We start from the raw sequence: 19,440 nt of genomic DNA on the forward strand, positions 1-19,440 counted from the left end.
CAATGTCGGGTACAACAACAATGAACCGCACCCACCTCAAGTCAGCCGCCTGGCTGGCCACCCTCGCCCTGCCCTTGCCGGCCATGGCGGACTTTATCGCTGACAGTCACGCCCGCCTCGAACTGCGCAACCACTACATCAACCGCGACTTCCGCCAGAACAACGCCCCGCAGAGCAAGGCCGAGGAATGGGGCCAGGGCTTCACCGCCCGCTTCGAGTCGGGTTTCACCGAGGGGCCGGTTGGTGTCGGGGTGGACGCCATGGGCCAACTGGGCATCAAGCTCGACTCCAGCCGCGACCGACGCAACACCGGCCTGCTGCCCTACGGGCCAAACAGTCTGGAGCCAGTGGACGACTACAGCGAGCTGGGTCTGACCGCCAAGCTGCGGGTCTCCAAGAGCACCCTGCGCCTGGGCACGTTGCAGCCGATCCTGCCGGTGGTGGTGTACAACGACACCCGCCTGCTGGCCTCGACCTTCCAGGGCGGCCTGCTGACCAGCCAGGAGCTGGACGGCCTGACCTTCAACGGCGGGCGCCTGACCAAGGCCAACCTGCGCGACTCGTCCGGGCGCGATGATATCGGCTACGGCGCCGCCAGCAGCGACCACTTCGACTTCGGCGGTGGCAGCTACGCCATCACCCCGCAGGCCAGCGTCAGCTACTACTACGCCAAGCTCGAGGACATCTACCGCCAGCAATACGTCGGTTTTCTGCATACCCAGCCTTTGGCCGAGGGCGTCAGCCTGCGCAGCGACCTGCGCTACTTCGACAGCCGCGGCGACGGCGCCGAGCGCGCGGGCAACATCGACAACCGCAACTTCAACGCCATGTTCACCCTGGGCGTGAAGGCCCACAAGTTCACCGCCACCTGGCAGCAGATGTCCGGCGACAGCGCCTTCCCGTTCCTCAACGGCGGCGATCCGTACACCGTCAACCTGGTTACCTACAACACCTTCACCCGCGCCGGGCTCGACTCCTGGCAGCTGCGCTACGACTACGACTTCGTGGCCATGGGCATCCCCGGGCTGAGCTTCATGACCCGCTACACCGACGGCCGCCATGCCGAAACCGCCACGCTCAGCAATGGCCGCGAGCGCGAACGCGACACTGACATCACCTACGTGATCCAGAGCGGCCCGTTCAAGGACGTCAGCCTGCGCTGGCGCAACGTCACCTTCCGTTCCGGCAATGGCCTGACCAACGCCGTGGACGAAAACCGCCTGATCATCGGCTACACCCTGGCGCTCTGGTAAGCGCGCCCCTTCAAAGGAGAACAGCATGTCCGCCGCCCCTACCCTGCAAAGCTTCATCGCCGGCCGCTGGATCGGCCAGCACGGCGCCCAGGCCCTGCGCAGCGCCCTTGATGGCCACGTCCTGGCCTACAGCCACGAAGAGCGCCCGGATTTCGCCGAGGCCGTGGACTTTGCCCGCGTCCAGGGCCTGAAGCAGCTGCTGGCCATGGATTTCCAGCAGCGCGCCGCCCGGCTCAAGGCCCTGGCGCTGTACCTGGCCGAGCGCAAGGAGCAGCTCTACGCCCTGTCCCATCACAGCGGTGCCACCCGCGCCGACAGCTGGATCGACATCGAAGGCGGCAACGCCACGCTGTTCGCCTATTCGAGCATGGGCCGCCGCGAGCTGCCGTCGGGCAACCTGGTGCATGAAGGCCCGGCGATCCCCCTGGGCAAGCAAGGCCATTTCGCCGGCAGCCATATCCTGGTGCCGCGTGCGGGCGTGGCCGTGCATATCAACGCCTTCAACTTCCCGATCTGGGGGATGCTGGAGAAATTCGCCCCGACCTTCCTGGCCGGCATGCCGTGCATCGTCAAGCCTGCCACGTCCACCAGCTACCTGACCGAGGCCGTGGTACGGCTGATGAACGAATCGGGCCTGTTGCCGGCCGGCAGCCTGCAACTGGTGATCGGCAGCACCGGCGACCTGCTCGAGCGCCTGCAGGGGCAGGACGTGGTGACTTTCACCGGCTCCGCCGATACCGCAGCCAAGCTGCGCGTCACCCCGAACCTGATCCGCAACTCGGTGCCGTTCAACGCCGAGGCCGACTCGCTGAATTGCGCCATCCTAGGTCCGGACGTGAGCCCTGACAGCGAGGAGTTCGAGCTGTACATCAAGGAAGTGGCGCGGGAAATGACCACCAAGGCCGGGCAGAAATGCACCGCGATCCGCCGCGCCATCGTCCCGGCCAGGCACATCGACGCGGTGGCCACCCGCCTGCGCGAACGCCTGCGCAAGGTGGTGGTGGGCGATCCTTCGGTGGAAGGCGTGCGCATGGGGGCGCTGGCCTCCCATGACCAGCAGCGTGATGTCGCCGAGCGCGTGCACCAGTTGCTGGCCACCTGCGAGCAGCTGCTGGGCGCCAGTGACGGTTTCACCCCGGTCGGCGATGGCGTGGCCGAGGGCGCGTTCTTTGCCCCGACCCTGCTGCTGGCCCGCGACCCGCATGCCGAGGGCGGTGCCCATGATATCGAGGCGTTCGGCCCGGTCAGCACGCTGATGGCCTACGACGACCTCGACGAGGCCTTGGCCTTGGCCGCCCGCGGCAAGGGCAGCCTGGTGGCGAGCCTGGTCACCGCCGACTGCGCCGTGGCGGCCAAGGCCATCCCGGTGGCGGCGGCCTGGCACGGGCGGTTGCTGGTACTCGACAGCGAGGCGGCCAAGGAGTCCACCGGGCATGGTTCGCCATTGCCGCAGCTCAAGCACGGCGGCCCCGGTCGTGCCGGCGGCGGCGAGGAGCTGGGCGGCCTGCGCGCGGTCAAGCACTACCTGCAGCGCGCCGCGGTGCAAGGTTCGCCGAGCATGCTGATGGCAGTGACCGGCGAGTACGTGCGCGGCGCCGAGGTGATCGAAACCGAAGTACACCCGTTCCGCCGCCATTTCGACGACCTGCGCATCGGCGAGTCGCTGCTGACCCACCGCCGCACGGTGACCGAGGCCGACCTGGTCAACTTCGGCTGCCTGTCGGGCGATCACTTCTACATGCACTTCGACGAGATCGCCGCCAGACAGTCGCAGTTCGGCAGGCGCATCGCTCATGGCTACTTTGTGCTGTCGGCGGCCGCCGGGTTGTTCGTCAGCCCCGGCGAAGGGCCGGTGCTGGCCAACTACGGGCTGGACACGCTGCGCTTCATCACCCCGGTGGGCATCGGCGACACCATCCAGGCGCGCCTGACCTGCAAGCGCAAGATCGACCAGGGCAAGACCAGCCCGTTGGGGCAGGCGCAAGGGGTGGTGGCCTGGGATGTAGAGGTGACCAACCAGCTGGGTGAGCTGGTGGCCAGTTATGACATTCTGACCTTGGTGCTCAAGCGCTGACTGCGAATGGGCGGCGAGATGCCTGCATGCAGTCAGATGGCAGGCATCCCGCAACCCGATCAAGGCAAAATGCCACCTCGCACATCCGCCCTACATCGCGCAACGTTTCCCTGGCGCTATAGTCGGCCCAGCGTCCCACCGCCAGCCCCCTTCCTGGCGGCGCGGGCGCGGTACCGAGAACAATGCCAAGGAAGCAACGCGATGATCCTCAAGTCCTTCTCCTTCAAGTCCCTCGTCCTGCTCGCCGGCCTTGCCGCCGTGGCTGGCTGCCAGACCGCCAGCCCCAGCGCCGACACCCTCAAGCAACGCACCGAGGTCACCCTGGGCGTGCCCGTGAGCAAGGTCAGCAACCTGCGCAGCGACTCCAACACCACCTACTTCACCGCCAGCACCAGCAAGGGCCAGTACGACTGCCAGGTGCCCAGCGGCGGCCTGGTGGCCGTGGCCGGCATGGGTATCTACACGCCATCCCCCACCTGTTGGAAAGAAGGCCAGGCGCCGGTATTCCAGTGATGGTCGACGGCGCCGGCCTAGACGACCGGCGCCGCCACGCTCTCACGCAAACCCCGCAGCGCCGCGCGCAGCTCCGCCGGTCGCACCGGCTTGGCCAATACCGCGATACCCCGTGCCTGCAGGGCGCCCTGCAGCCTGTCGATATCATGGCCGGTCATGATCAGCGCCGGCACTTCGGCGCCGCGTTGCGCGCGCAACTGGTCGATGCAGTCGATGCCGGTGGCCTGTGGGCCCAGGTCGTAGTCGGCAACGATCACATCGCAGTCACTGGCCAGGCCAAAGGGCGAGCTCTCGGCCTGAACCTCGCAGCCCCAGCGTTGCAGCAAGGCACTGGTGGCCTGCAGGACGTTATGGTCATCCTCCACCAGGCACACCCGCAAACCGGTGAGCATGCCGGCCTGCACGGCCTGGTCGGCAACGGCCCGTGGCACCTGTGCCGGCACCTTGGGCAACCCTTGCAAGGTCAGCGTGGTGCCATGCCCCTGGCGCGAGCGCAGGCTGACCGTCAAACCCATCAGTTGCCCCAGTCGCTTGACGATGGCCAGCCCCAGGCCGACGCCCTCGACGTCCTTGTCACGTGCCTCGCGCACCCGGTAGAACTCTTCGAACACGTGACCCTGGTGCTCCTCGGCAATGCCCCGACCCTGGTCGCAGACGACGATGGCCAGCCCCTCGCCGCGTGGCCGCACGCCGATCAGCAACGGGCGCCCGGCGGCGTACTTGAAGCTGTTGGACAGCACGTTCTGCACCATGGTCGCGAGCATCCCCGGGTCGGCGCGTGTCCAGTGGCGGCTGGGCACCAGGCGTATCTCGACCCCAGCCCAGCGCGCCGCCTCGCTGTTCTGGCGCAACAACTCGCGCAGGAAACCGTCCACGGCGAAGGTTTCCCACTTCGGCTGCACCCGGCCGTTGTCCAGGGTGTACAGGTCGAGGATCGAGCGGAACAACTGCGAGACGTTGAGCAGGGAGCGGTCGATGCTGTCCACCAGGCGCCGCTCCTCCTCGCCCAGCCGCGCTTCGCGCAGGCAGGCGGTGAACAGGCCGATGGAGTGGATCGGCTGGCGCAGGTCGTGGCTGGCCTGGGCCAGGAAGCGCGACTTCTCGCGGGTCGCCGCCTCGGCCAGGGCCGTGGCCTTGCGCGTGCGCTCCAGCAGCAGGTGGGCATAGAACGGAATCAGGGTGCTGGTGGTCAGCAGCATCGGCAGCAGGAACGGCTGTTCCTGCCAATAGGGGGTCAGTTGCCACACCACAACCAGCGCGGCCAGGGCCAGCACGGTGGCGATGGCCAGGTAGCGCGAGCCGAAGCGCATGCCGTTGCCCAGGTTGATCCAGACCATCACCGCATACAGCGGCAGCGCGGTTTCACCGCCGACCACCAGGCCGAAACTGGTGCCGGTGTAATCGCCCAGCATGCCGAAGATGCGTCGCGCCGGGTAGTGCCCGGGCCAACGCTTGATGGCCTGGCGCATGCCGATCGACACCACCACGAACCCCGCGTAGTAGAGCAGTACCGGCAGGTAGGTGGCAGGCGAGCGGCCCGGCAGGAAACCCAGCAACGCCACGTAGGTTATCGCACAGGAGGCGACGATGATGCGCAGGTTGGCCTGGTCCAGCTCGTTGTTCTTCTCGAACTTCATGGGTAACGTCCTTGTGCGCCAGTCGGCATTTGCGGCACGCTGCGTGGGAAAAAACCGCAGGTGACTGCTAAATTAGCATGTGTCGGCTGACAGGGAGTTCCACGACGTGAGTTGCCGCATCATCGTGGCGGATGACCATCCGCTGTTCAGGGAGGCCATGGTCAACACCGTGCGGCGCATCCTGCCCGAGGCGCGCCTGGAGGAAGCCGGCAGCCTGGCCGATGTGCTCAGGCTGGCCAGCATGGGCGAGACGCCCGACACCCTGATCCTCGACCTGCGCTTCCCCGGCCTCACCTGCATCGGCCGCCTCGCCGAACTGCGCCGCCAATTGCAGCGCACCACGCTGATCGTCGTGTCGATGGTCGACGACCCGGAGGTGATCTGCGAAGTCATGGCCGCCGGCGTCGATGGTTTCATCGGCAAGAGCGTCAGCCCCGAAGCCATCGGCGCGGCCATCCTCGCCATTCGCGACGGCGAAGTGGTGGTCGACTACGCGCCCAGCGGGTTGCTGCCACAGCTGGATGCCCCCAGCGAGCTGGAACAGCTCACCCACCGCCAGCAGGACGTGCTGCGCCTGATCGCCCAGGGCAAGACCAACAAGGAGATCGCCCGGGCACTGGACATCTCGCCATTCACCGTGCGCATCCATGTGTCGTCGCTGCTCAAGACCCTCAATGTGCCGACCCGCACGGCCGCTGCGGTGAAATATTCCGGAAACTGAGCGACCGCTGGTCGGCGCACCGTGGCATGCAATCGACCCTTCAAGTGCTTTGCAACCTCCCAATCCATGAGGGTGGCGATGTTCACTCCTGTGTTCGGCCTGCCCGAGCGTGGGCCGTTTTTTCACTCTGAGGAGAGGATGACGACATGAGCACGAAACACTGGATGGGCGGTGGCGATGTGCAGAGCGACTGGCCGGAACTCGAGCCAGACCGCCGCAACGATCAGGCCGACGACCCGGATGCCGACCCGAACCTGACCGAGGAAGAGAACCGCCCCGCGGTTCCGGCCAGCGACCCGGAGTCAGGCGCCTGAGTGTGCATGGCAGTGAAAGAGCGGGCCAGGCCCGCTCTTTCACTGAAGTCTATTGCCTGCCCAGATCCACGCCGCTTCAGACCCGCCAGCGCACATCGGTTATCCCATGCCGTTCGGCCATGGGCCGGCTGACTTTCTTGATGCGCTCGCGTCCGAACTTCGGAATGATCCCCAAACCCGCGTCGCAACTCGCCCAATGCCAGGCCTCGGCATTGTCCATGTGTTCCTGGCGGATGATGAAACGCCGTGGCTGACCGTGCAGCAGGTATTCGATGGTAAACAGCTGGGGACTTGGCATTGACGCAGGCCCTCCTCTTCTCCATGGATGACTTTCTGACAGATCACGTCGTTCCATGAAAATTCAAAAAATGTCCGGCAACAGCAAGGGAGGGCCCGTAAGGTCACGAACCGCTGGCGCTCCCGTGGCTGTTGCGGCCACCCTTGCGGCCGGCCTCGGAGGCGCGGGCGCGGTCATTGGCGAAGTTGCCGCCAGAGTTGCGGCCACCCTTCTGGCCCGCCCGCGAGGCCCTTTCACGGTCGTTGGCGAAGTTGCCGGGGTTGGTTTCCTTGGTGCCGCCGCGTTGTCCGGTCTGATCCTGGTCACGAGCCATGACGTTTCTCCTTTACGCTGGGTTGGACGTGCCGCGCGAAGATGCCGTGCACTTAATTACGAACAGGGGCGCAGGCCAACGGCTCATTTGTTGTACCGAGGTTCTGACCGACGGCACTTATCCGCCTGGCCAAGGGTCACAGCTCTGACTACTGACGGTGGACGAAGGAGACGCCCCCATGCACCTTGCTTGCCGACCGCTTAGCCTCGTATACCGGCCCTTGCTCGGCGCCAACCGCTCGTCGCCGGGATGAACAGCAGCCTATAATCTGCGCCCAGTGCCCGACCAAGCGGGCCATTTCCAGGTCCGTACAAGGCTGATGCCATGAAGTCCTCCAGCAAAACGTCCCTTGCCTCGCCGCACAATCCGGCACTCAGCCCGAGCCACCTGGATTTCCCCGTGGTCGGCATCGGCGCCTCGGCCGGCGGCCTGGAAGCAATCCGCACCTTCTTCCGCCACACCCCGCAGGACTGCGACATGGCGTTCGTGGTGGTGCTGCACCTGTCGCCGGATCACCAGAGCCAGGCCGACCGGATCATCCAGGCGGTGACCGGCATGCCGGTGCGCCAGGTCAGCGAACCGGTACCGATCGAACGCAACCATGTCTATGTGATTTCGCCGGCCAATCGCCTGTCGACCAACGACGGTTACCTGCGCGTCAGCCCGGCCAAGCGCAGCCGTGGCGACCATGTTGCCATCGACCTGTTCTTCCGTGACCTGGCCGATGTGCACAAGGACCATGCGTTCTGCGTGGTGCTGTCGGGCACCGGCAGCGACGGCGCCGTGGGCCTGTCGCGGATCAAGGAACAGGGCGGCGTGACCCTGGTACAAGCCCCCGAGGACGCCGAATACCCCGAGATGCCGCGGGCGGCGCTGGCCACCGGCATGGTCGACCTGGTGCTGCCGGTGGCCGAGATGCCCGCCCGCCTGGTCGAGCTGTGGCGCACCGCCCGCCAGGTGACGTTGCCGCGCATCGACGACGACAGCCTGCCGCCCGCGCTGGGCGAGCGCGAGGGCGACCCGGCGGCGTGCGACCCGCTGCTTGACGAAATCCTGTTGTCGCTGCAGGACAACACCGGCCACGACTTCAGCCATTACAAGCGCGCCACCGTGCTGCGCCGCCTGGAGCGGCGCCTGCACGTCACCGGCCAGACCGACCTGGCCGGCTACCGCGACTACCTGCAATGCCACCCGGAAGAGTCCCGGGCGCTGCTGGCCGACATGCTCATCGGCGTGACCAATTTCTTCCGCGATCGCGAGGCCTTCGAGGCTCTGCAGCGCCATGTGATGCCAGGCCTGGTGAACCGCGAAGGCAACGAAGAGCCGGCCCGCGAGGTACGCGTGTGGTCGGCTGGCTGTTCGACCGGCGAGGAGGCCTACAGCCTGGCCATGCTGGTGAGCGAACAGCTGGCGATCGAACGACGCAGTGCCCAGGTGCAGATCTTCGCCACCGACCTTGACGACCGCGCCATCGGCATCGGTCGCGGCGGGCAGTATCCGGACGCCATCGCCACCGATGTGTCGCCGGCCCGGCTGCGCCAGTTCTTCCTCAAGGAGGACCAGCATTACCGGGTGCGCAAGGAGATCCGCGAAAAAGTCCTGTTCGCCCGCCACAACCTGCTGTCCGACCCGCCGTTCTCGCAACTGGACCTGATCGTCTGCCGCAACCTGCTGATCTACCTCGACCGGGATGTGCAGCGCGACATCCTGCGCCTGTTCCACTTCGCGCTGCGCCCAGGCGGCTATCTGTTCCTGGGCAGCTCCGAGTCCGCCGACCTGGCGGCCGATCTGTTCGTCGCCGTGGACAAGCGCAACCGTATCTTCCGTGCCCGTGAAGTGGCGGCCGTGCGTCATCCGGCGCGCCTGCAAGCCCCCGAGCCTGCGCTCGCCCCGGCGCCGGCCCGGGCACGCGCCGCCCGCAAACTGTCCTATGCCGAAATCCATCACCGCGCCCTCGCCCGCTGCACGCCGCCGAGCCTGGTGGTCGATACCGAGGGCAATATCCTGCACATGAGCGAGGGCGTGGGGCGCTATCTGCGCCATGCCGGCGGCGAGCTCAGCCACAACCTGCTCAACCTGGTCCTCACGCCGCTGCGTCCGGCCCTGCGCAGCACCTTGCTGCAGGCCCAGGGCAGCGGCCAGGCTGTAACGTCGCGCACAGTTGCCCTCGACCTCGACGAGCATACCGAAGGGGTACGCATCCTGGTCCAGCCGCACCAGGACGAACCCAGTGGCAGCGAGTGCCTGCTGGTGGTCTTCCAGAGCGGCGAAGCCGACAGCGCGATCACCCGGGCACCCGCCGTCGAACAGACCGAAGGGATGCTGTTGGGCAACCTGGAGCGCGAACTGCACCGCACGCGCCTGCAGTTGCAGGAAACCATCGAGCAGTCGGAGTTTTCCAGCCAGGAGCTGACCGCCTCCAACGAAGAGATGCAGGCGATCAACGAGGAGCTGCGCTCGGCCAGCGAAGAGCTGGAAACCAGCAAGGAAGAGCTGCAGTCGATCAACGAAGAACTGCTGACGGTCAACTACGAACTCAAGACCAAGGTCGAGGAAACCGACAAGGTCAACGACTACCTGAGCAACCTCATCGCCTCCACCGACATCGCCACGGTGTTCGTCGACCGCAACCTGTGCATCCGCTGGTTCACCCCGCGCGCCACCGATATCTTCAGCATGCTGCCGGTGGACACCGGGCGCTCGCTGCTCGACATCACCCACCGCCTCGATTATCCGGGCCTGGCCGATGACGCCCGGGCCGTGGTCGAGCGCGAGACCACCATCGAGCGCGAAGTGGTCGGCCACAACCAGCACTGGTACCTGGCCCGCCTGCTGCCGTATCGGGCCAGCGAGCGCAACGTCGACGGCACCGTGCTGACCTTCATCGACATCAGCCAGAGCCGCGCCGCCGAGGAACGCCTGCGTCAGGGCGAGGAGCGCATGCGCCTGGTCGCCGAGAGCACCCACGACTTCGCCATCATCCTGCTCGACGAGCAGGGCCTGATCACCGACTGGAACACCGGCGCCGCGCTGATCTTCGGCTATGGCAAGGACGAAGTGCTCGGCCACCATTACCAGCTGATCTTCACCGAGCAGGACCAGGCGAGCGGCGTGCCAGAGCGCGAGCTGCGCAGCGCCCGCCTGCACGGTCGCGGCCAGGACGAGCGCTGGCATGTGCGCAAGGACGGCAGTCGCTTCTACTGCAGCGGCGAAGTGTCACGGCTCAAGGGCAGCAGCCTGCGCGGCTACGTCAAGATCGCCCGCGACCTCACCGGGCACAAGCGCCTGCACGACGAGCAAAGCAAGCAGCTGGCCGAATCGCAGAACACCAGCCACATGAAGGACGAGTTCTTCGCGGTCATGTCCCATGAGCTCAAGCACCCGCTGAACCTGATCCAGCTGAATGCCGAAATCCTCCGTCGCTCCCCGTCGGTGAAGAGCAACGGTGTCGCCAGCAAGGCAGTCGGCACCATCTGCGACGCAGTCTCCAGCCAGGCGCGGATCATCGATGACCTGCTCGATGTAGCGCGTATCCGCACCGGCAAGCTCAAGCTCAAGACCCAGGTGCTCGACCTGTGCGCGGTGCTGCAGGCCATCCAGGCCGTGCTGGCCAACGAGCAGCACGCCTGCGAGGTGCGCCTGGCGCTGCCCGCCGACGGCGCCCCGGTGTATGTCGAGGCCGACAGCACCCGGCTCGAGCAGATCGTCTGGAACCTGCTCAACAATGCGCTGAAATTCAGCCCTGCCGGCAGCGAGATCCGCCTGGCGCTGGCCCGCCACGGCAACCAGGCGCGCCTGGAGGTGATCGACCAGGGTATCGGCCTGACCGACGAAAGCCTGGAAAGCATCTTCGACTTGTTTTCCCAAGCCGCGCCACAGGCCTCCGGCAACCACCGCGACGGGCTCGGTATCGGCCTGTCGCTGGTGCGCCAGCTGGTGGAAGCGCATGGCGGCACGGTCAGCGCGACGTCCGCCGGCCTGGGTTGCGGCGCCACCTTCACGGTATGCCTGCCGTTGTCCGACCCCGGCCAGCAGGCCCAGCCGGATACCAGCGACGACAACATCGAGGGCCGCTTGAACGGCGTCAGGGTGTTGCTGGTGGACGACTCGGTGGAAATCCTCGAGGTAATGCAGCAACTGCTGGAGATGGAAAGCGCCGAAGTCGAGGCCTACAGCGACCCGCAGGCCGCACTCGAGGCGGCCGCCCAGGGCCGCTATGACATCATCCTCTCCGATATCGGCATGCCGGTCATGGACGGCCACGCCCTGATCAAGGCCCTGCGGGGCCTGGAGCACCTGCGCTACACCCCGGCCATCGCCCTGACCGGCTACGGGGCCAGCGCCGACCAGTACCGCTCGCGCCAATCGGGCTTCGACCGGCACCTGAACAAGCCGGTGGGCTACGACGAGCTGATCGAGGCGATCGAGGGTCTGAGCGGCTCGCTACCCTACTGACGCCCTACCCGCCCCGGCCTGGCTATGGCCGGGGCGCCGCCACGCCTCAGGCATGGACGCTCCACTGCACGGCATCGGCCTCGATCGGCAGTTCGTCCACGGCATGGATCATCCCGCTGTCGAGCGCTTCTTGGGGCCCCAGGATCCGCGGATAGGCCATCAGATAGCGCGTCACATCGAGCCGCTCGCTGGCACCCTCGGTGCGCTCGGCGACAATCTGCGCATACAGGCGCAGGTCATAGTCCAGGCTCATGGCGTACTCGGCCATCCGTGCATGGTCCACCGACCCGTGCAGGGTCCAGTGGAACGGGTGGAACAGGAACTTGCTGTAGGCGCAGGCGGTACGGTGGCTGCCGGCCAGGAACAGGATGTTGCCCATCGATTCGACCGTGCCCAGGTTGTGGGTGTGCACCGGCACCGGCAGTGAGCGCAAGAAGTTATACAGGGTGAAACCGTAGCTGCATTCGCCGCCCATGGTGGCGATGTTGATCTGCAGCACCTCGGCGCCCTGTTGCAACGCCTTGGAACAGGTGTTGATGAGGTTGCCGCAAGTCGCGGAATTGATCGGGCCGGTGTAGTGGATGATGTGTCTGGCCATGCCGTCCTCCAGGGTCAGTCAGGGGTGTCCTTGGCCGGTGCATCTTTGCCCGGCGCCGCTTGGTCGTGCTCGCCCAGTTGCTGGTACTGCTTGCGCAGCGCATGCAGTTCGGCCGGCCCCATGTCCTCGAGGTCGAGCAGGGCCTTGTGCGCTCGCTGGGTGGTGCGCAGCAGTTCGTCGATCTTGATGTGCAGTTCGTCGTTGTCGCGGTTCTGGGTGTTCTGGATCAGGAACACCATGAGGAAGGTGATGATGGTGGTCGAGGTGTTGATCACCAGCTGCCAGGTATCGTTGAAATCGAACAGCGGTCCGCTCACGCCCCATACGATGATCAGCAGCAATGCCACGGCGAAAGTCAGTGGACGTCCGCTGCGGTTGGCCAGCCATTGGGCGAAACGATCGAATTTCATGGCTAGCGCTCCCTCAGGCCGGCTGCCGGGTTTCTCCGGGCAGGCCCTCGATGTCAGGGTCGTCCGGGAGCACCTCGGGTTCTTCGTCGTCTGCCTCGGTCGGTGCTGGCGGCTGCACTTCTCGCGGTTCTGTCTCGCTGTTCATCGGCGTTGCCTCCATTGGCTGCTTCCCTCTGTGGTGGAGGGCCGCAGGGCAGGCAAAGTTCCAGGTTTTGCGCCACTGGCCACTCGTCATTCCTGCTGAACCCTGACACCGCGATGCCGGTCGCTAGTCAAGAGTGCACGAACGAAAGGGAGCCCTCGTGAGCGAGATCCGCATTGGTATTTCCGGTTGGCGCCATGGCCCATGGCGCAAGGACGATGAGCTGGTGACCGAACCCGGCGTCGAGCCCCGGGAGCCACTATGAACGGCACCCTGCCCGCCCCAGACTGCATCATCGCCAAGGCGACCGCCGTACACCGTCTGACGGTGCTAACCCTTAACGTGCACAAGGGCTTCACCCTGTTCAACCGCCGTTTCATCCTGCCGGAACTGCGCGAGGCGGTGCGTGCCACCGGCGCCGACCTGGTGTTCCTGCAAGAGGTGCACGGCAGCCATCAGCGCCATGCCGAGCGCCATCCGACCTGGCCGCAGACTCCGCAGTACGAGTTCCTCGCCGACAGCATGTGGCCGCAGTTCGCCTACGGACGCAATGCGGTCTATCCCCATGGCGACCATGGCAACGCGTTGCTGTCCAAGTTCCCCATCCGCGCCTACGACAACCTCGATGTGTCGATCCATGGCAACGAGGAGCGCGGCCTGTTGCACTGCCAGCTCGAAGTGCCCGGTCATGAGCAGGTGCATGCGATCTGTGTGCACCTGGGCCTGCGCGAGGAGCACCGCCAGCGTCAGGTCGATCTGTTGCTGGCCTTGCTCGAACGCCTGCCGCCGGAGGAGCCGGTCATCGTCGCTGGCGACTTCAACGACTGGCGCCTGAAGGCCGATGCGCGGCTGTCGGTATCACTGAGCGAAGCCTTCGGCACGCCGGCGCGCAGTTTCCCCGCGCGCCTGCCGCTGCTGCGCCTGGACCGTATCTACCTGCGCAATGCCCAGGCGAGCGAGGCACGGGTGTTGTCCAGGTATCCATGGTCGCACCTCTCCGACCATGCTCCACTGGTAGCGCAGGTGACGCTATGAAGCAGGCCTGGAGCGACGGCAACCACGTCGAACTGCTGATCAATGGCGAGCAGTACTACCCGCGCGTGTTCGAGGCGATAGCCCAGGCACGGCAGGAGATCCTCCTGGAAACCTTCATCATCTACGACGACAAGGTTGGCCAGCCGCTGCGCCTGGCGCTTATCGACGCGGCGCGGCGTGGCGTGCGGGTGGAGGTGGCGGTTGACGGCTACGGCACCGCCGACCTGCCTGACGAGTTCATTGCCTCGATGACCGAGGCCGGGGTGCGCTTTCATGCATTCGACCCGCAACCGCGCCTGGCTGGCATGCGCACCAACCTGTTCCGGCGCCTGCACCGCAAGATCCTGGTGATCGACGGCCAGCGCGCGTTCATTGGCGGTATCAACTACAGTGCCGACCATCTCGGCGACTTCGGCCCGCAGGCCAAGCAGGACTATGCCGTGGAAGTCACAGGCCCAGTGCTGGCCCAGGTGCACGCCTCCAGCTGCCGCATGCTCGCCCCCGTGCTGGACGGCCCAAGCGCGGTAGTGCCGGGCGGTGACGCCGCAGGTTCGGCCAGCGCCGTGCTGGTGGAACGCGACAACCGTCGCCATCGCACCGACATCGAGGCGTGCTACCTGCAAGTCTTCCGTGAAGCCCGGCAACGCATCGTCGTCGCCAACGCCTATTTCTTCCCCGGCTACCGCTTGCTGCGCGAGCTGCGCAACGCTGCCCGGCGTGGCGTGGCGGTGACCCTGATCCTCCAGGGGCAACCGGACATGCGCTGGGTACGCGCGTTGTCGCGCCTGCTCTACAACTACCTGTTGCGCGACAATGTGCAGATCCATGAGTACTGCCAGCGCCCGTTGCACGGCAAGGTGGCACTGGTGGACGACGAATGGTCCACCGTGGGCTCGAGCAACCTCGACCCGCTGAGCCTGTCGTTCAACCTCGAAGCCAACCTGATGATCCGCGACCGCGCCTTCAACGATGGCCTGTACCGCCACCTGAGCGAACTGACCACCGCGCACTGCAAGCGCGTGACCCTGGAACGCATGGTGCGTGGTTACTGGTGGCGCGCGCCGTTGATCTTCCTGGGCTTCCACATCACCCGCTACTTCCCGCGCATCGCCGGCTGGTTCCCCGCGCACCGGCAGCGCCTGCAGTCGCTGCAGGGGGACAACGAAGCGCCGGCGGACTTCAACGGGGGCAAGACCTGATGGCCAAGCCACGCTGGAAGACCTGGGGCATGCGCCTGCTCACCCTGCTGTTCCTGGTATTGATCCCGGTGCTGCTGTTCACCCTGGCACGCAACCTGGACTGGAACGAAGTGCGCCAGTCGTTGCTGGCCTACCGGCCCTCGACCTTGGCCCTGGGGCTGTTGCTGGCCCTGTGCAGTTACCTGGTGTTCGCCAGCTACGACCTGCTCGCCCGCGCCTACACAGGGCACCGCTTGCCGGCCCGCCAGGTGCTGCCGGTGGCGTTCGTCTGCTATGCGTTCAACCTCAACTTCACCACCTGGGTTGGCGGCGTGGCCCTGCGCTACCGCCTGTACAGCCGGCTGGGGCTGGACACCGCGACCATCACCCGCATCCTCACCCTGGGGCTGTTGACCAACTGGATGGGCTATCTGCTGCTGGCCGGCACGGTGTTTGCCCTGGGCCTGGTCAAGCTGCCGGCAAGCTGGGCGGTGGGCGCTGGCGGCCTGCGCCTGATCGGCGTGCTGATGGTGGCGGTCGCGGCCGGCTACTTGCTCGCCTGTGCCTTCGCCAAGCGACGTACCTGGCACCTGCGCGGGCATGAAGTGACCCTGCCGAGCCTGCGCCTGGCGTTGTGCCAGGTGGCGCTGGGCGCGAGCAACTGGGCGTTGATGGCGGCGCTGATCCACCTGCTGCTGCCGCCGGAGCTGTTCTATCCGTCGGTACTGGGGGTCTTGCTGATCAGCTGCGTGGCGGGAGTGGTGGCGCATATTCCTGCCGGGCTGGGGGTGCTGGAGGCGGTGTTCCTTGCCCTGCTGCACGGGCAACTGGGCCAGGGCACGCTGGTGGCCGCATTGCTGGGGTATCGGACGTTGTACTACCTGATCCCGCTGTTGCTGGCGGTGATCACCTACCTGATTCTGGAGAAGCGCGCCAAGGCCCTGCGCCGACAGGCCGGGCCAGCCCTGGACAAGCGCTGAGGGCCCCACCGGCCCGGGAGGTTCGTCATGCGGTTCATTCTGTGTGTGGCATTGCTGGGCAGCCTGCTCAGCGGGCAAGTGCTGGCCGAGGGTTGCGACGTGGTCACCCGCTCGTCCAGCGAGGCGGTCAAGCCGGTGCAGCAGCATACCTGCTACAGCTACGGCAACATGCCTGCCGAAGCGATTGCCTGGTCGTGCAGCAACGAGAGCAAGGAAATGCTCAACAGCCAGAAACGCAAGGTCGAGCGTTGTGCCGATGGCAGCGTGGGCAGTTGCATCGCCCCGCTGACCCAGGAGACCCTGGCCAATCCTGATGCCGCAGGGCGCGGCGAGCCCTCGACCCGGCCGGCTGTGCCCAAGGATGCGCGGATCATCACCTACTACTACGACACCCCGAGCCTGGGGCAGGCGCGCAGTGATTGCGAACGCAACAATGGGATCTGGCAGACGCATTGACGCGAACGCGTGGGGTCGATGCCGTTGCCGTTGCCGTTGCCGTTGCCGTTGCCGTTGCCGTTGCCGTTGCCGATCAGGAGTCTAGCGCCCTACCCAGCTAGCGACAGCTGCGTCATCCCAGGCGCCGCCCGTAACTTCGCGACTTCAGGAGGCCGAACGCAGGTCTTGCGGAGGGAGGTGACGGGCATGGATGCCCGTCAAGCGCTGCGCCCCAGGATGGGGCGTTCAGCGCGGTCCTCCCGGGAGCAAGGCCGGAGTGAGGGGACCCGGAGCGAAGCGGAGGGCCGGATGAATGGAGCGCATGTACGGATCACCCACATGGGTTACACAAAAGTTCACTCACATAGGTGACAACACCTTGAGTGTTACATAACCATCAGTGGCATCCCGCACATCGACCCTGCCAAGGATGATGGGGCCGAAAATAACATCCCAGATGCCATCCCCAACCTGCTCCAGTCCAATGGTCTGGTGCTTGAGCACATAACCTACGTAGATCCTCAAGCCCCGGCGATTGATGATGCCGGAGCTATCAGCCGGCAAGCTCTCGATATGACTGGGATAGGTCATTTCGGGGAGCTTTTCAGGGAATGGGCGTGGAGATGGCTGGTAGCAAGACGCCGGTGTTTTCTGCTTCAGCGCTTCATGCAAGCGCTCATGATTGTAGTGCTGCCGAAAGCGATCAAAGTGCCGTTGTTGAGCCTCCCAGGCCACTGCCGGCGGCGATGGGAGCGTGCTTTTGAGCGTTCGATGCATGCGCTCGTGGCGGCCATTTTGTTCAGGCCGACCAGGCGCAATACGCTCGGGAATGATGCCTAGACGCAGCCACCAGATCGACAGCTGAGAAAGTCCCGCACGCCCCTTACTGGCAAACGGCACACCGTTATCGGTACGAATCCGCTCAGGCAAGCCATTCTCTCGGAACACTTGGGTGAAAACGGCCTGGGTTTCCAGCAGGTTGGTATTGGGCATGCTGTGACAGGCGAGCAGGAAACGACTGGCGTGATCCATGATCGTCAGCGGATAGCACCAGACGCCTGCACCTGTCAGGAATTGACCTTTGTAGTCCGCACTGAACAGCTGGTTAGGCGACTCGGCCTTCTCCAGGGGCTTGGGATAGACCGCTACACGCTGACGTAAGCGGCGTGGTTTGACCAATTCGGCTTTCTTGAGGATGTTGTAGATCGCTGTCTTCGAGGGCGGCGCCTGATCAGGGAAACGCTCCTGCAGCGCAGCCTGGATCTTTTTCGGCCCCGGTTCCGTTTCGCCTCGACTGCGCAATTCGATGATGGCTTCGCGAACTGCGGCGGGTACGACCCAATCCTGGTTCAACCGGCGGCGGCTGCGTTCTTCCAGCCCCGAAGGCCCCTCTTTCTCATATCGCTCGACCCATTTGTAGCCGGTCTTTCGGCTGATCTCGTAGGCCTGGCACAGGGCGCTGAAGCTGGGCGGCCCCTGCAGGTAATCCGCGATGAAAAGCATTTTAAGGTCCATAGGTTTCAGCTCTCGCCAAGGCATGGTCAGATCCTCGAAAACCGACCCTGCCAGTTAAAGACTGTTACCTATGTGCGTGAACTGATTTGTAACCCATGTGGGTGAGTCATACCCGCAGCGTTTTTTGGTTACTTTTTGTCGCGTTTGACAAAAAGTGACTCGCCGTTGAACTGACCCCCGAAAGTTGGACAGGTAGCGCTATGCGGCCAGCGCTTGGGTTCGGAATTCTACCGGACTCAAGCCATTCAGTCTGAGACTGATGCGTTCTTGGTTGTAGTAGGCGATGTAATCCTCTAGCCCTGATGCCAGTTGCTCAACACTTTCAAACGATTCCAGGTAAAAAAACTCGCTCTTGAGCGTGCCGAAAAAGCTTTCCATGGCGGCGTTGTCCAGGCAATTGCCCTTACGTGACATGCTCTGCTCGATATTCTTCCCAGCCAGCATATGCCGGTAAGTTGGCTGTTGATATTGCCAGCCTTGATCGGAATGCAGTATCGGTTTGTCACCTGGATTCAGCCGCTCGAAGGCTTGCTCCAGCATTGTCGAAACCATCTTGAACTCAGGACGCCGGTTGATCTGATAAGCAAGGATCTCGCCGTTGTACAGGTCCATCACAGGCGAGAGAAACAGCTTCTGCCCCTTTACCTTGAACTCTGTCACGTCGGTTGCCCATTTCTGATTGGGGGCTTCTGCCTTGAATTTGCGTTTGAGTAGATCAGATGCAACAACCCCCTCGGAGCCTCGGTACGAGCGATATTTCTTAACTTTGACCAGAGATTTGAGGTCCATCAACTGCATCAGTCGCTGCACCTTCTTGTGGTTGACCACCTCGCCATTGTGCCCGAGGACCGCAGTGATACGACGATAGCCGTACCGCCCCTTATGTCCGTGATAGAGGCTGTTGATGCGCTCTTTGAGAGCAGCATGCTTGTCAGCCACCAGCACTTTGCTTTGGTAATAAAAGGTACTGCGTGCCAGCCCTGCAGCACGTAGCAGCAGAGCAAGTCGATGCCCGCGCCTCAATCCTTGGATAGCCTGCGTTTTCTTGCCTGCGCAGTTCGAGGGTCCGCTTGGATCAAGGCATCGAGCTTTTTTAGATAAGCATTCTCCGCGCGCAGGTATTCCAGCTCTTCGAGCATTTGCTTTGGTGTCAGCTCGCTGTCCGCTGGGGTGGGCGGGCTTGTGCTGGACTGTTTTGATGGCTTGCGGGGCATGCTGAACTCTCGGGTACGGCGCGGGTGAAGGGCTTCTACTCCGCCTTTATCGTACAACCTTTTCCATTGCCTGATGCTACTCGGGCCGCGGATATCAAACTGCACGCAAGCTTGCTGGGCGGACAGTCCGTCTTGCTCAATGCACTGCAAAACCTTCAATTTGAACTGCGCGTCGTAGTGGCTGTACTTGGCAATCAAACCGGCTGCACCGTGTTGCTCGTAGCCCTTTACCCAGCGGCGTAACAGCGATGGACTCAGGTCATGCTTGAGCGCCACCTCATGAACACTGCGGGCAGAAAGGCACTCTTCGATGAGTGCCTGCTTGAGTGCCAGGTTGTATTTCGTCATGGAACAC

The 19,440-nt window shown here is 64.6% G+C and carries 18 protein-coding genes; 10 read left to right on the top strand and 8 right to left on the bottom strand.

The window, feature by feature from the left end:
- The first annotated feature begins 20 nt into the window (after positions 1-20).
- From AAHK21_RS23420 to AAHK21_RS23430, 3 genes are all read left to right on the top strand, one after another.
- Positions 21-1,253 carry an OprD family porin gene (locus AAHK21_RS23420; RefSeq protein ID WP_367858487.1) on the top strand — a complete coding sequence of 411 codons (1,233 nt, stop codon included), beginning with the start codon at positions 21-23 and terminating at the stop codon, positions 1,251-1,253.
- A gap of 25 nt (positions 1,254-1,278) precedes the next feature.
- Entirely contained in the window at positions 1,279-3,327 is a 2,049-nt protein-coding gene (paaZ, locus tag AAHK21_RS23425) for a phenylacetic acid degradation bifunctional protein PaaZ (RefSeq protein ID WP_367858488.1), read from the top strand.
- A 201-nt stretch (positions 3,328-3,528) separates the two neighbouring features.
- Positions 3,529-3,840, top strand: a complete 312-nt coding sequence (locus tag AAHK21_RS23430; RefSeq protein ID WP_367858489.1) for a hypothetical protein — start codon at positions 3,529-3,531, stop codon at positions 3,838-3,840.
- Positions 3,841-3,857: 17 nt separating this feature from the next.
- On the opposite strand, the gene AAHK21_RS23435 is transcribed toward AAHK21_RS23430, so the two are convergent.
- Positions 3,858-5,477, bottom strand: a complete 1,620-nt coding sequence (locus tag AAHK21_RS23435) for a hybrid sensor histidine kinase/response regulator (RefSeq protein ID WP_367858490.1) — start codon at positions 5,475-5,477, stop codon at positions 3,858-3,860.
- A 106-nt stretch (positions 5,478-5,583) separates the two neighbouring features.
- On the opposite strand from AAHK21_RS23435, the gene AAHK21_RS23440 reads away from it, so the two are divergent.
- Together AAHK21_RS23440 and AAHK21_RS23445 are read left to right on the top strand one after the other, a co-directional pair.
- Positions 5,584-6,198, top strand: a complete 615-nt coding sequence (locus AAHK21_RS23440) for a response regulator transcription factor (protein WP_267302742.1) — start codon at positions 5,584-5,586, stop codon at positions 6,196-6,198.
- A 146-nt stretch (positions 6,199-6,344) separates the two neighbouring features.
- Positions 6,345-6,512: a hypothetical protein gene (locus tag AAHK21_RS23445; protein ID WP_160291368.1), complete on the top strand. Its 168-nt coding sequence runs from the start codon at positions 6,345-6,347 to the stop codon at positions 6,510-6,512.
- Positions 6,513-6,588: 76 nt separating this feature from the next.
- On the opposite strand, the gene AAHK21_RS23450 is transcribed toward AAHK21_RS23445, so the two are convergent.
- Both AAHK21_RS23450 and AAHK21_RS23455 read right to left on the bottom strand, forming a co-directional pair.
- Positions 6,589-6,810 (bottom strand): DUF6555 family protein, encoded by a 222-nt coding sequence (locus AAHK21_RS23450; RefSeq protein ID WP_046855649.1) that lies wholly within the window; start codon positions 6,808-6,810, stop codon positions 6,589-6,591.
- A 103-nt stretch (positions 6,811-6,913) separates the two neighbouring features.
- Entirely contained in the window at positions 6,914-7,123 is a 210-nt protein-coding gene (locus AAHK21_RS23455) for a general stress protein (RefSeq protein ID WP_046855650.1), read from the bottom strand.
- A gap of 324 nt (positions 7,124-7,447) precedes the next feature.
- Between AAHK21_RS23455 and AAHK21_RS23460 the strand changes: the two genes are divergently transcribed.
- The gene (locus AAHK21_RS23460; RefSeq protein WP_367858491.1) at positions 7,448-11,578 is read left to right on the top strand and encodes a CheR family methyltransferase; all 4,131 of its coding nucleotides are present in this window, start codon (positions 7,448-7,450) and stop codon (positions 11,576-11,578) included.
- Between the two features lie 46 nt (positions 11,579-11,624).
- Here AAHK21_RS23460 and AAHK21_RS23465 read toward each other — a convergent pair whose 3' ends face one another.
- From AAHK21_RS23465 to AAHK21_RS23475, 3 genes are read right to left on the bottom strand one after another with little or no spacing between them, the layout of a single operon-like run.
- Entirely contained in the window at positions 11,625-12,176 is a 552-nt protein-coding gene (locus AAHK21_RS23465) for an ATP-dependent Clp protease proteolytic subunit (protein ID WP_367858492.1), read from the bottom strand.
- 14 nt (positions 12,177-12,190) lie between these two features.
- Complete coding sequence (locus AAHK21_RS23470; RefSeq protein ID WP_367858493.1) at positions 12,191-12,586, bottom strand: low affinity iron permease family protein; 396 nt, start codon at positions 12,584-12,586, stop codon at positions 12,191-12,193.
- 13 nt (positions 12,587-12,599) lie between these two features.
- Positions 12,600-12,731, bottom strand: a complete 132-nt coding sequence (locus AAHK21_RS23475; RefSeq protein ID WP_367858494.1) for a hypothetical protein — start codon at positions 12,729-12,731, stop codon at positions 12,600-12,602.
- A gap of 258 nt (positions 12,732-12,989) precedes the next feature.
- Between AAHK21_RS23475 and AAHK21_RS23480 the strand changes: the two genes are divergently transcribed.
- From AAHK21_RS23480 to AAHK21_RS23495, 4 genes are read left to right on the top strand one after another with little or no spacing between them, the layout of a single operon-like run.
- Positions 12,990-13,763 carry an endonuclease/exonuclease/phosphatase family protein gene (locus tag AAHK21_RS23480; protein ID WP_367858495.1) on the top strand — a complete coding sequence of 258 codons (774 nt, stop codon included), beginning with the start codon at positions 12,990-12,992 and terminating at the stop codon, positions 13,761-13,763.
- Positions 13,760-14,962, top strand: coding sequence for a cardiolipin synthase ClsB (gene clsB / locus AAHK21_RS23485; RefSeq protein ID WP_367858496.1), 1,203 nt, complete (start codon positions 13,760-13,762; stop codon positions 14,960-14,962). Before AAHK21_RS23480 ends, clsB begins: the two co-directional genes overlap by 4 nt.
- Positions 14,962-15,921 (top strand): lysylphosphatidylglycerol synthase domain-containing protein, encoded by a 960-nt coding sequence (locus AAHK21_RS23490; RefSeq protein ID WP_217869658.1) that lies wholly within the window; start codon positions 14,962-14,964, stop codon positions 15,919-15,921. The genes clsB and AAHK21_RS23490 overlap by 1 nt, the downstream gene beginning before the upstream one ends.
- A 27-nt stretch (positions 15,922-15,948) precedes the next feature.
- Positions 15,949-16,377, top strand: a complete 429-nt coding sequence (locus AAHK21_RS23495) for a hypothetical protein (protein WP_023631785.1) — start codon at positions 15,949-15,951, stop codon at positions 16,375-16,377.
- A gap of 339 nt (positions 16,378-16,716) precedes the next feature.
- Here AAHK21_RS23495 and AAHK21_RS23500 read toward each other — a convergent pair whose 3' ends face one another.
- Together AAHK21_RS23500 and AAHK21_RS23505 are read right to left on the bottom strand one after the other, a co-directional pair.
- Positions 16,717-17,895, bottom strand: coding sequence for an integrase core domain-containing protein (locus tag AAHK21_RS23500; RefSeq protein ID WP_367856464.1), 1,179 nt, complete (start codon positions 17,893-17,895; stop codon positions 16,717-16,719).
- A gap of 174 nt (positions 17,896-18,069) precedes the next feature.
- Positions 18,070-19,433 (bottom strand): IS3 family transposase gene (locus AAHK21_RS23505; protein ID WP_367856463.1). Its coding sequence is split into 2 segments (ribosomal slippage): positions 18,070-18,968 and positions 18,968-19,433, totalling 1,365 coding nucleotides; the frame shifts between segments, so codons are not numbered across the junction.
- Between the last annotated feature and the right edge of the window lie 7 nt (positions 19,434-19,440).

Source organism: Pseudomonas sp. TE50-2 (genome assembly GCF_040813665.1).
Taxonomy (GTDB): domain Bacteria; phylum Pseudomonadota; class Gammaproteobacteria; order Pseudomonadales; family Pseudomonadaceae; genus Aquipseudomonas; species Aquipseudomonas soli.

Excerpts from the sequence above, each read along its gene's own strand:
- AAHK21_RS23420 (WP_367858487.1), top strand. The coding sequence starts at position 21 with ATGAACCGCACCCACCTCAAGTCAGCCGCCTGGCTGGCCACCCTCGCC.
- paaZ (WP_367858488.1), top strand. The coding sequence starts at position 1,279 with ATGTCCGCCGCCCCTACCCTGCAAAGCTTCATCGCCGGCCGCTGGATC.
- AAHK21_RS23430 (WP_367858489.1), top strand. The coding sequence starts at position 3,529 with ATGATCCTCAAGTCCTTCTCCTTCAAGTCCCTCGTCCTGCTCGCCGGC.
- AAHK21_RS23435 (WP_367858490.1), bottom strand. The coding sequence starts at position 5,477 with ATGAAGTTCGAGAAGAACAACGAGCTGGACCAGGCCAACCTGCGCATC.
- AAHK21_RS23445 (WP_160291368.1), top strand. The coding sequence starts at position 6,345 with ATGAGCACGAAACACTGGATGGGCGGTGGCGATGTGCAGAGCGACTGG.
- AAHK21_RS23450 (WP_046855649.1), bottom strand. The coding sequence starts at position 6,810 with ATGCCAAGTCCCCAGCTGTTTACCATCGAATACCTGCTGCACGGTCAG.
- AAHK21_RS23455 (WP_046855650.1), bottom strand. The coding sequence starts at position 7,123 with ATGGCTCGTGACCAGGATCAGACCGGACAACGCGGCGGCACCAAGGAA.
- AAHK21_RS23460 (WP_367858491.1), top strand. The coding sequence starts at position 7,448 with ATGAAGTCCTCCAGCAAAACGTCCCTTGCCTCGCCGCACAATCCGGCA.
- AAHK21_RS23465 (WP_367858492.1), bottom strand. The coding sequence starts at position 12,176 with ATGGCCAGACACATCATCCACTACACCGGCCCGATCAATTCCGCGACT.
- AAHK21_RS23470 (WP_367858493.1), bottom strand. The coding sequence starts at position 12,586 with ATGAAATTCGATCGTTTCGCCCAATGGCTGGCCAACCGCAGCGGACGT.
- AAHK21_RS23475 (WP_367858494.1), bottom strand. The coding sequence starts at position 12,731 with ATGAACAGCGAGACAGAACCGCGAGAAGTGCAGCCGCCAGCACCGACC.
- AAHK21_RS23480 (WP_367858495.1), top strand. The coding sequence starts at position 12,990 with ATGAACGGCACCCTGCCCGCCCCAGACTGCATCATCGCCAAGGCGACC.
- clsB (WP_367858496.1), top strand. The coding sequence starts at position 13,760 with ATGAAGCAGGCCTGGAGCGACGGCAACCACGTCGAACTGCTGATCAAT.
- AAHK21_RS23490 (WP_217869658.1), top strand. The coding sequence starts at position 14,962 with ATGGCCAAGCCACGCTGGAAGACCTGGGGCATGCGCCTGCTCACCCTG.
- AAHK21_RS23495 (WP_023631785.1), top strand. The coding sequence starts at position 15,949 with ATGCGGTTCATTCTGTGTGTGGCATTGCTGGGCAGCCTGCTCAGCGGG.
- AAHK21_RS23500 (WP_367856464.1), bottom strand. The coding sequence starts at position 17,895 with ATGCCTTGGCGAGAGCTGAAACCTATGGACCTTAAAATGCTTTTCATC.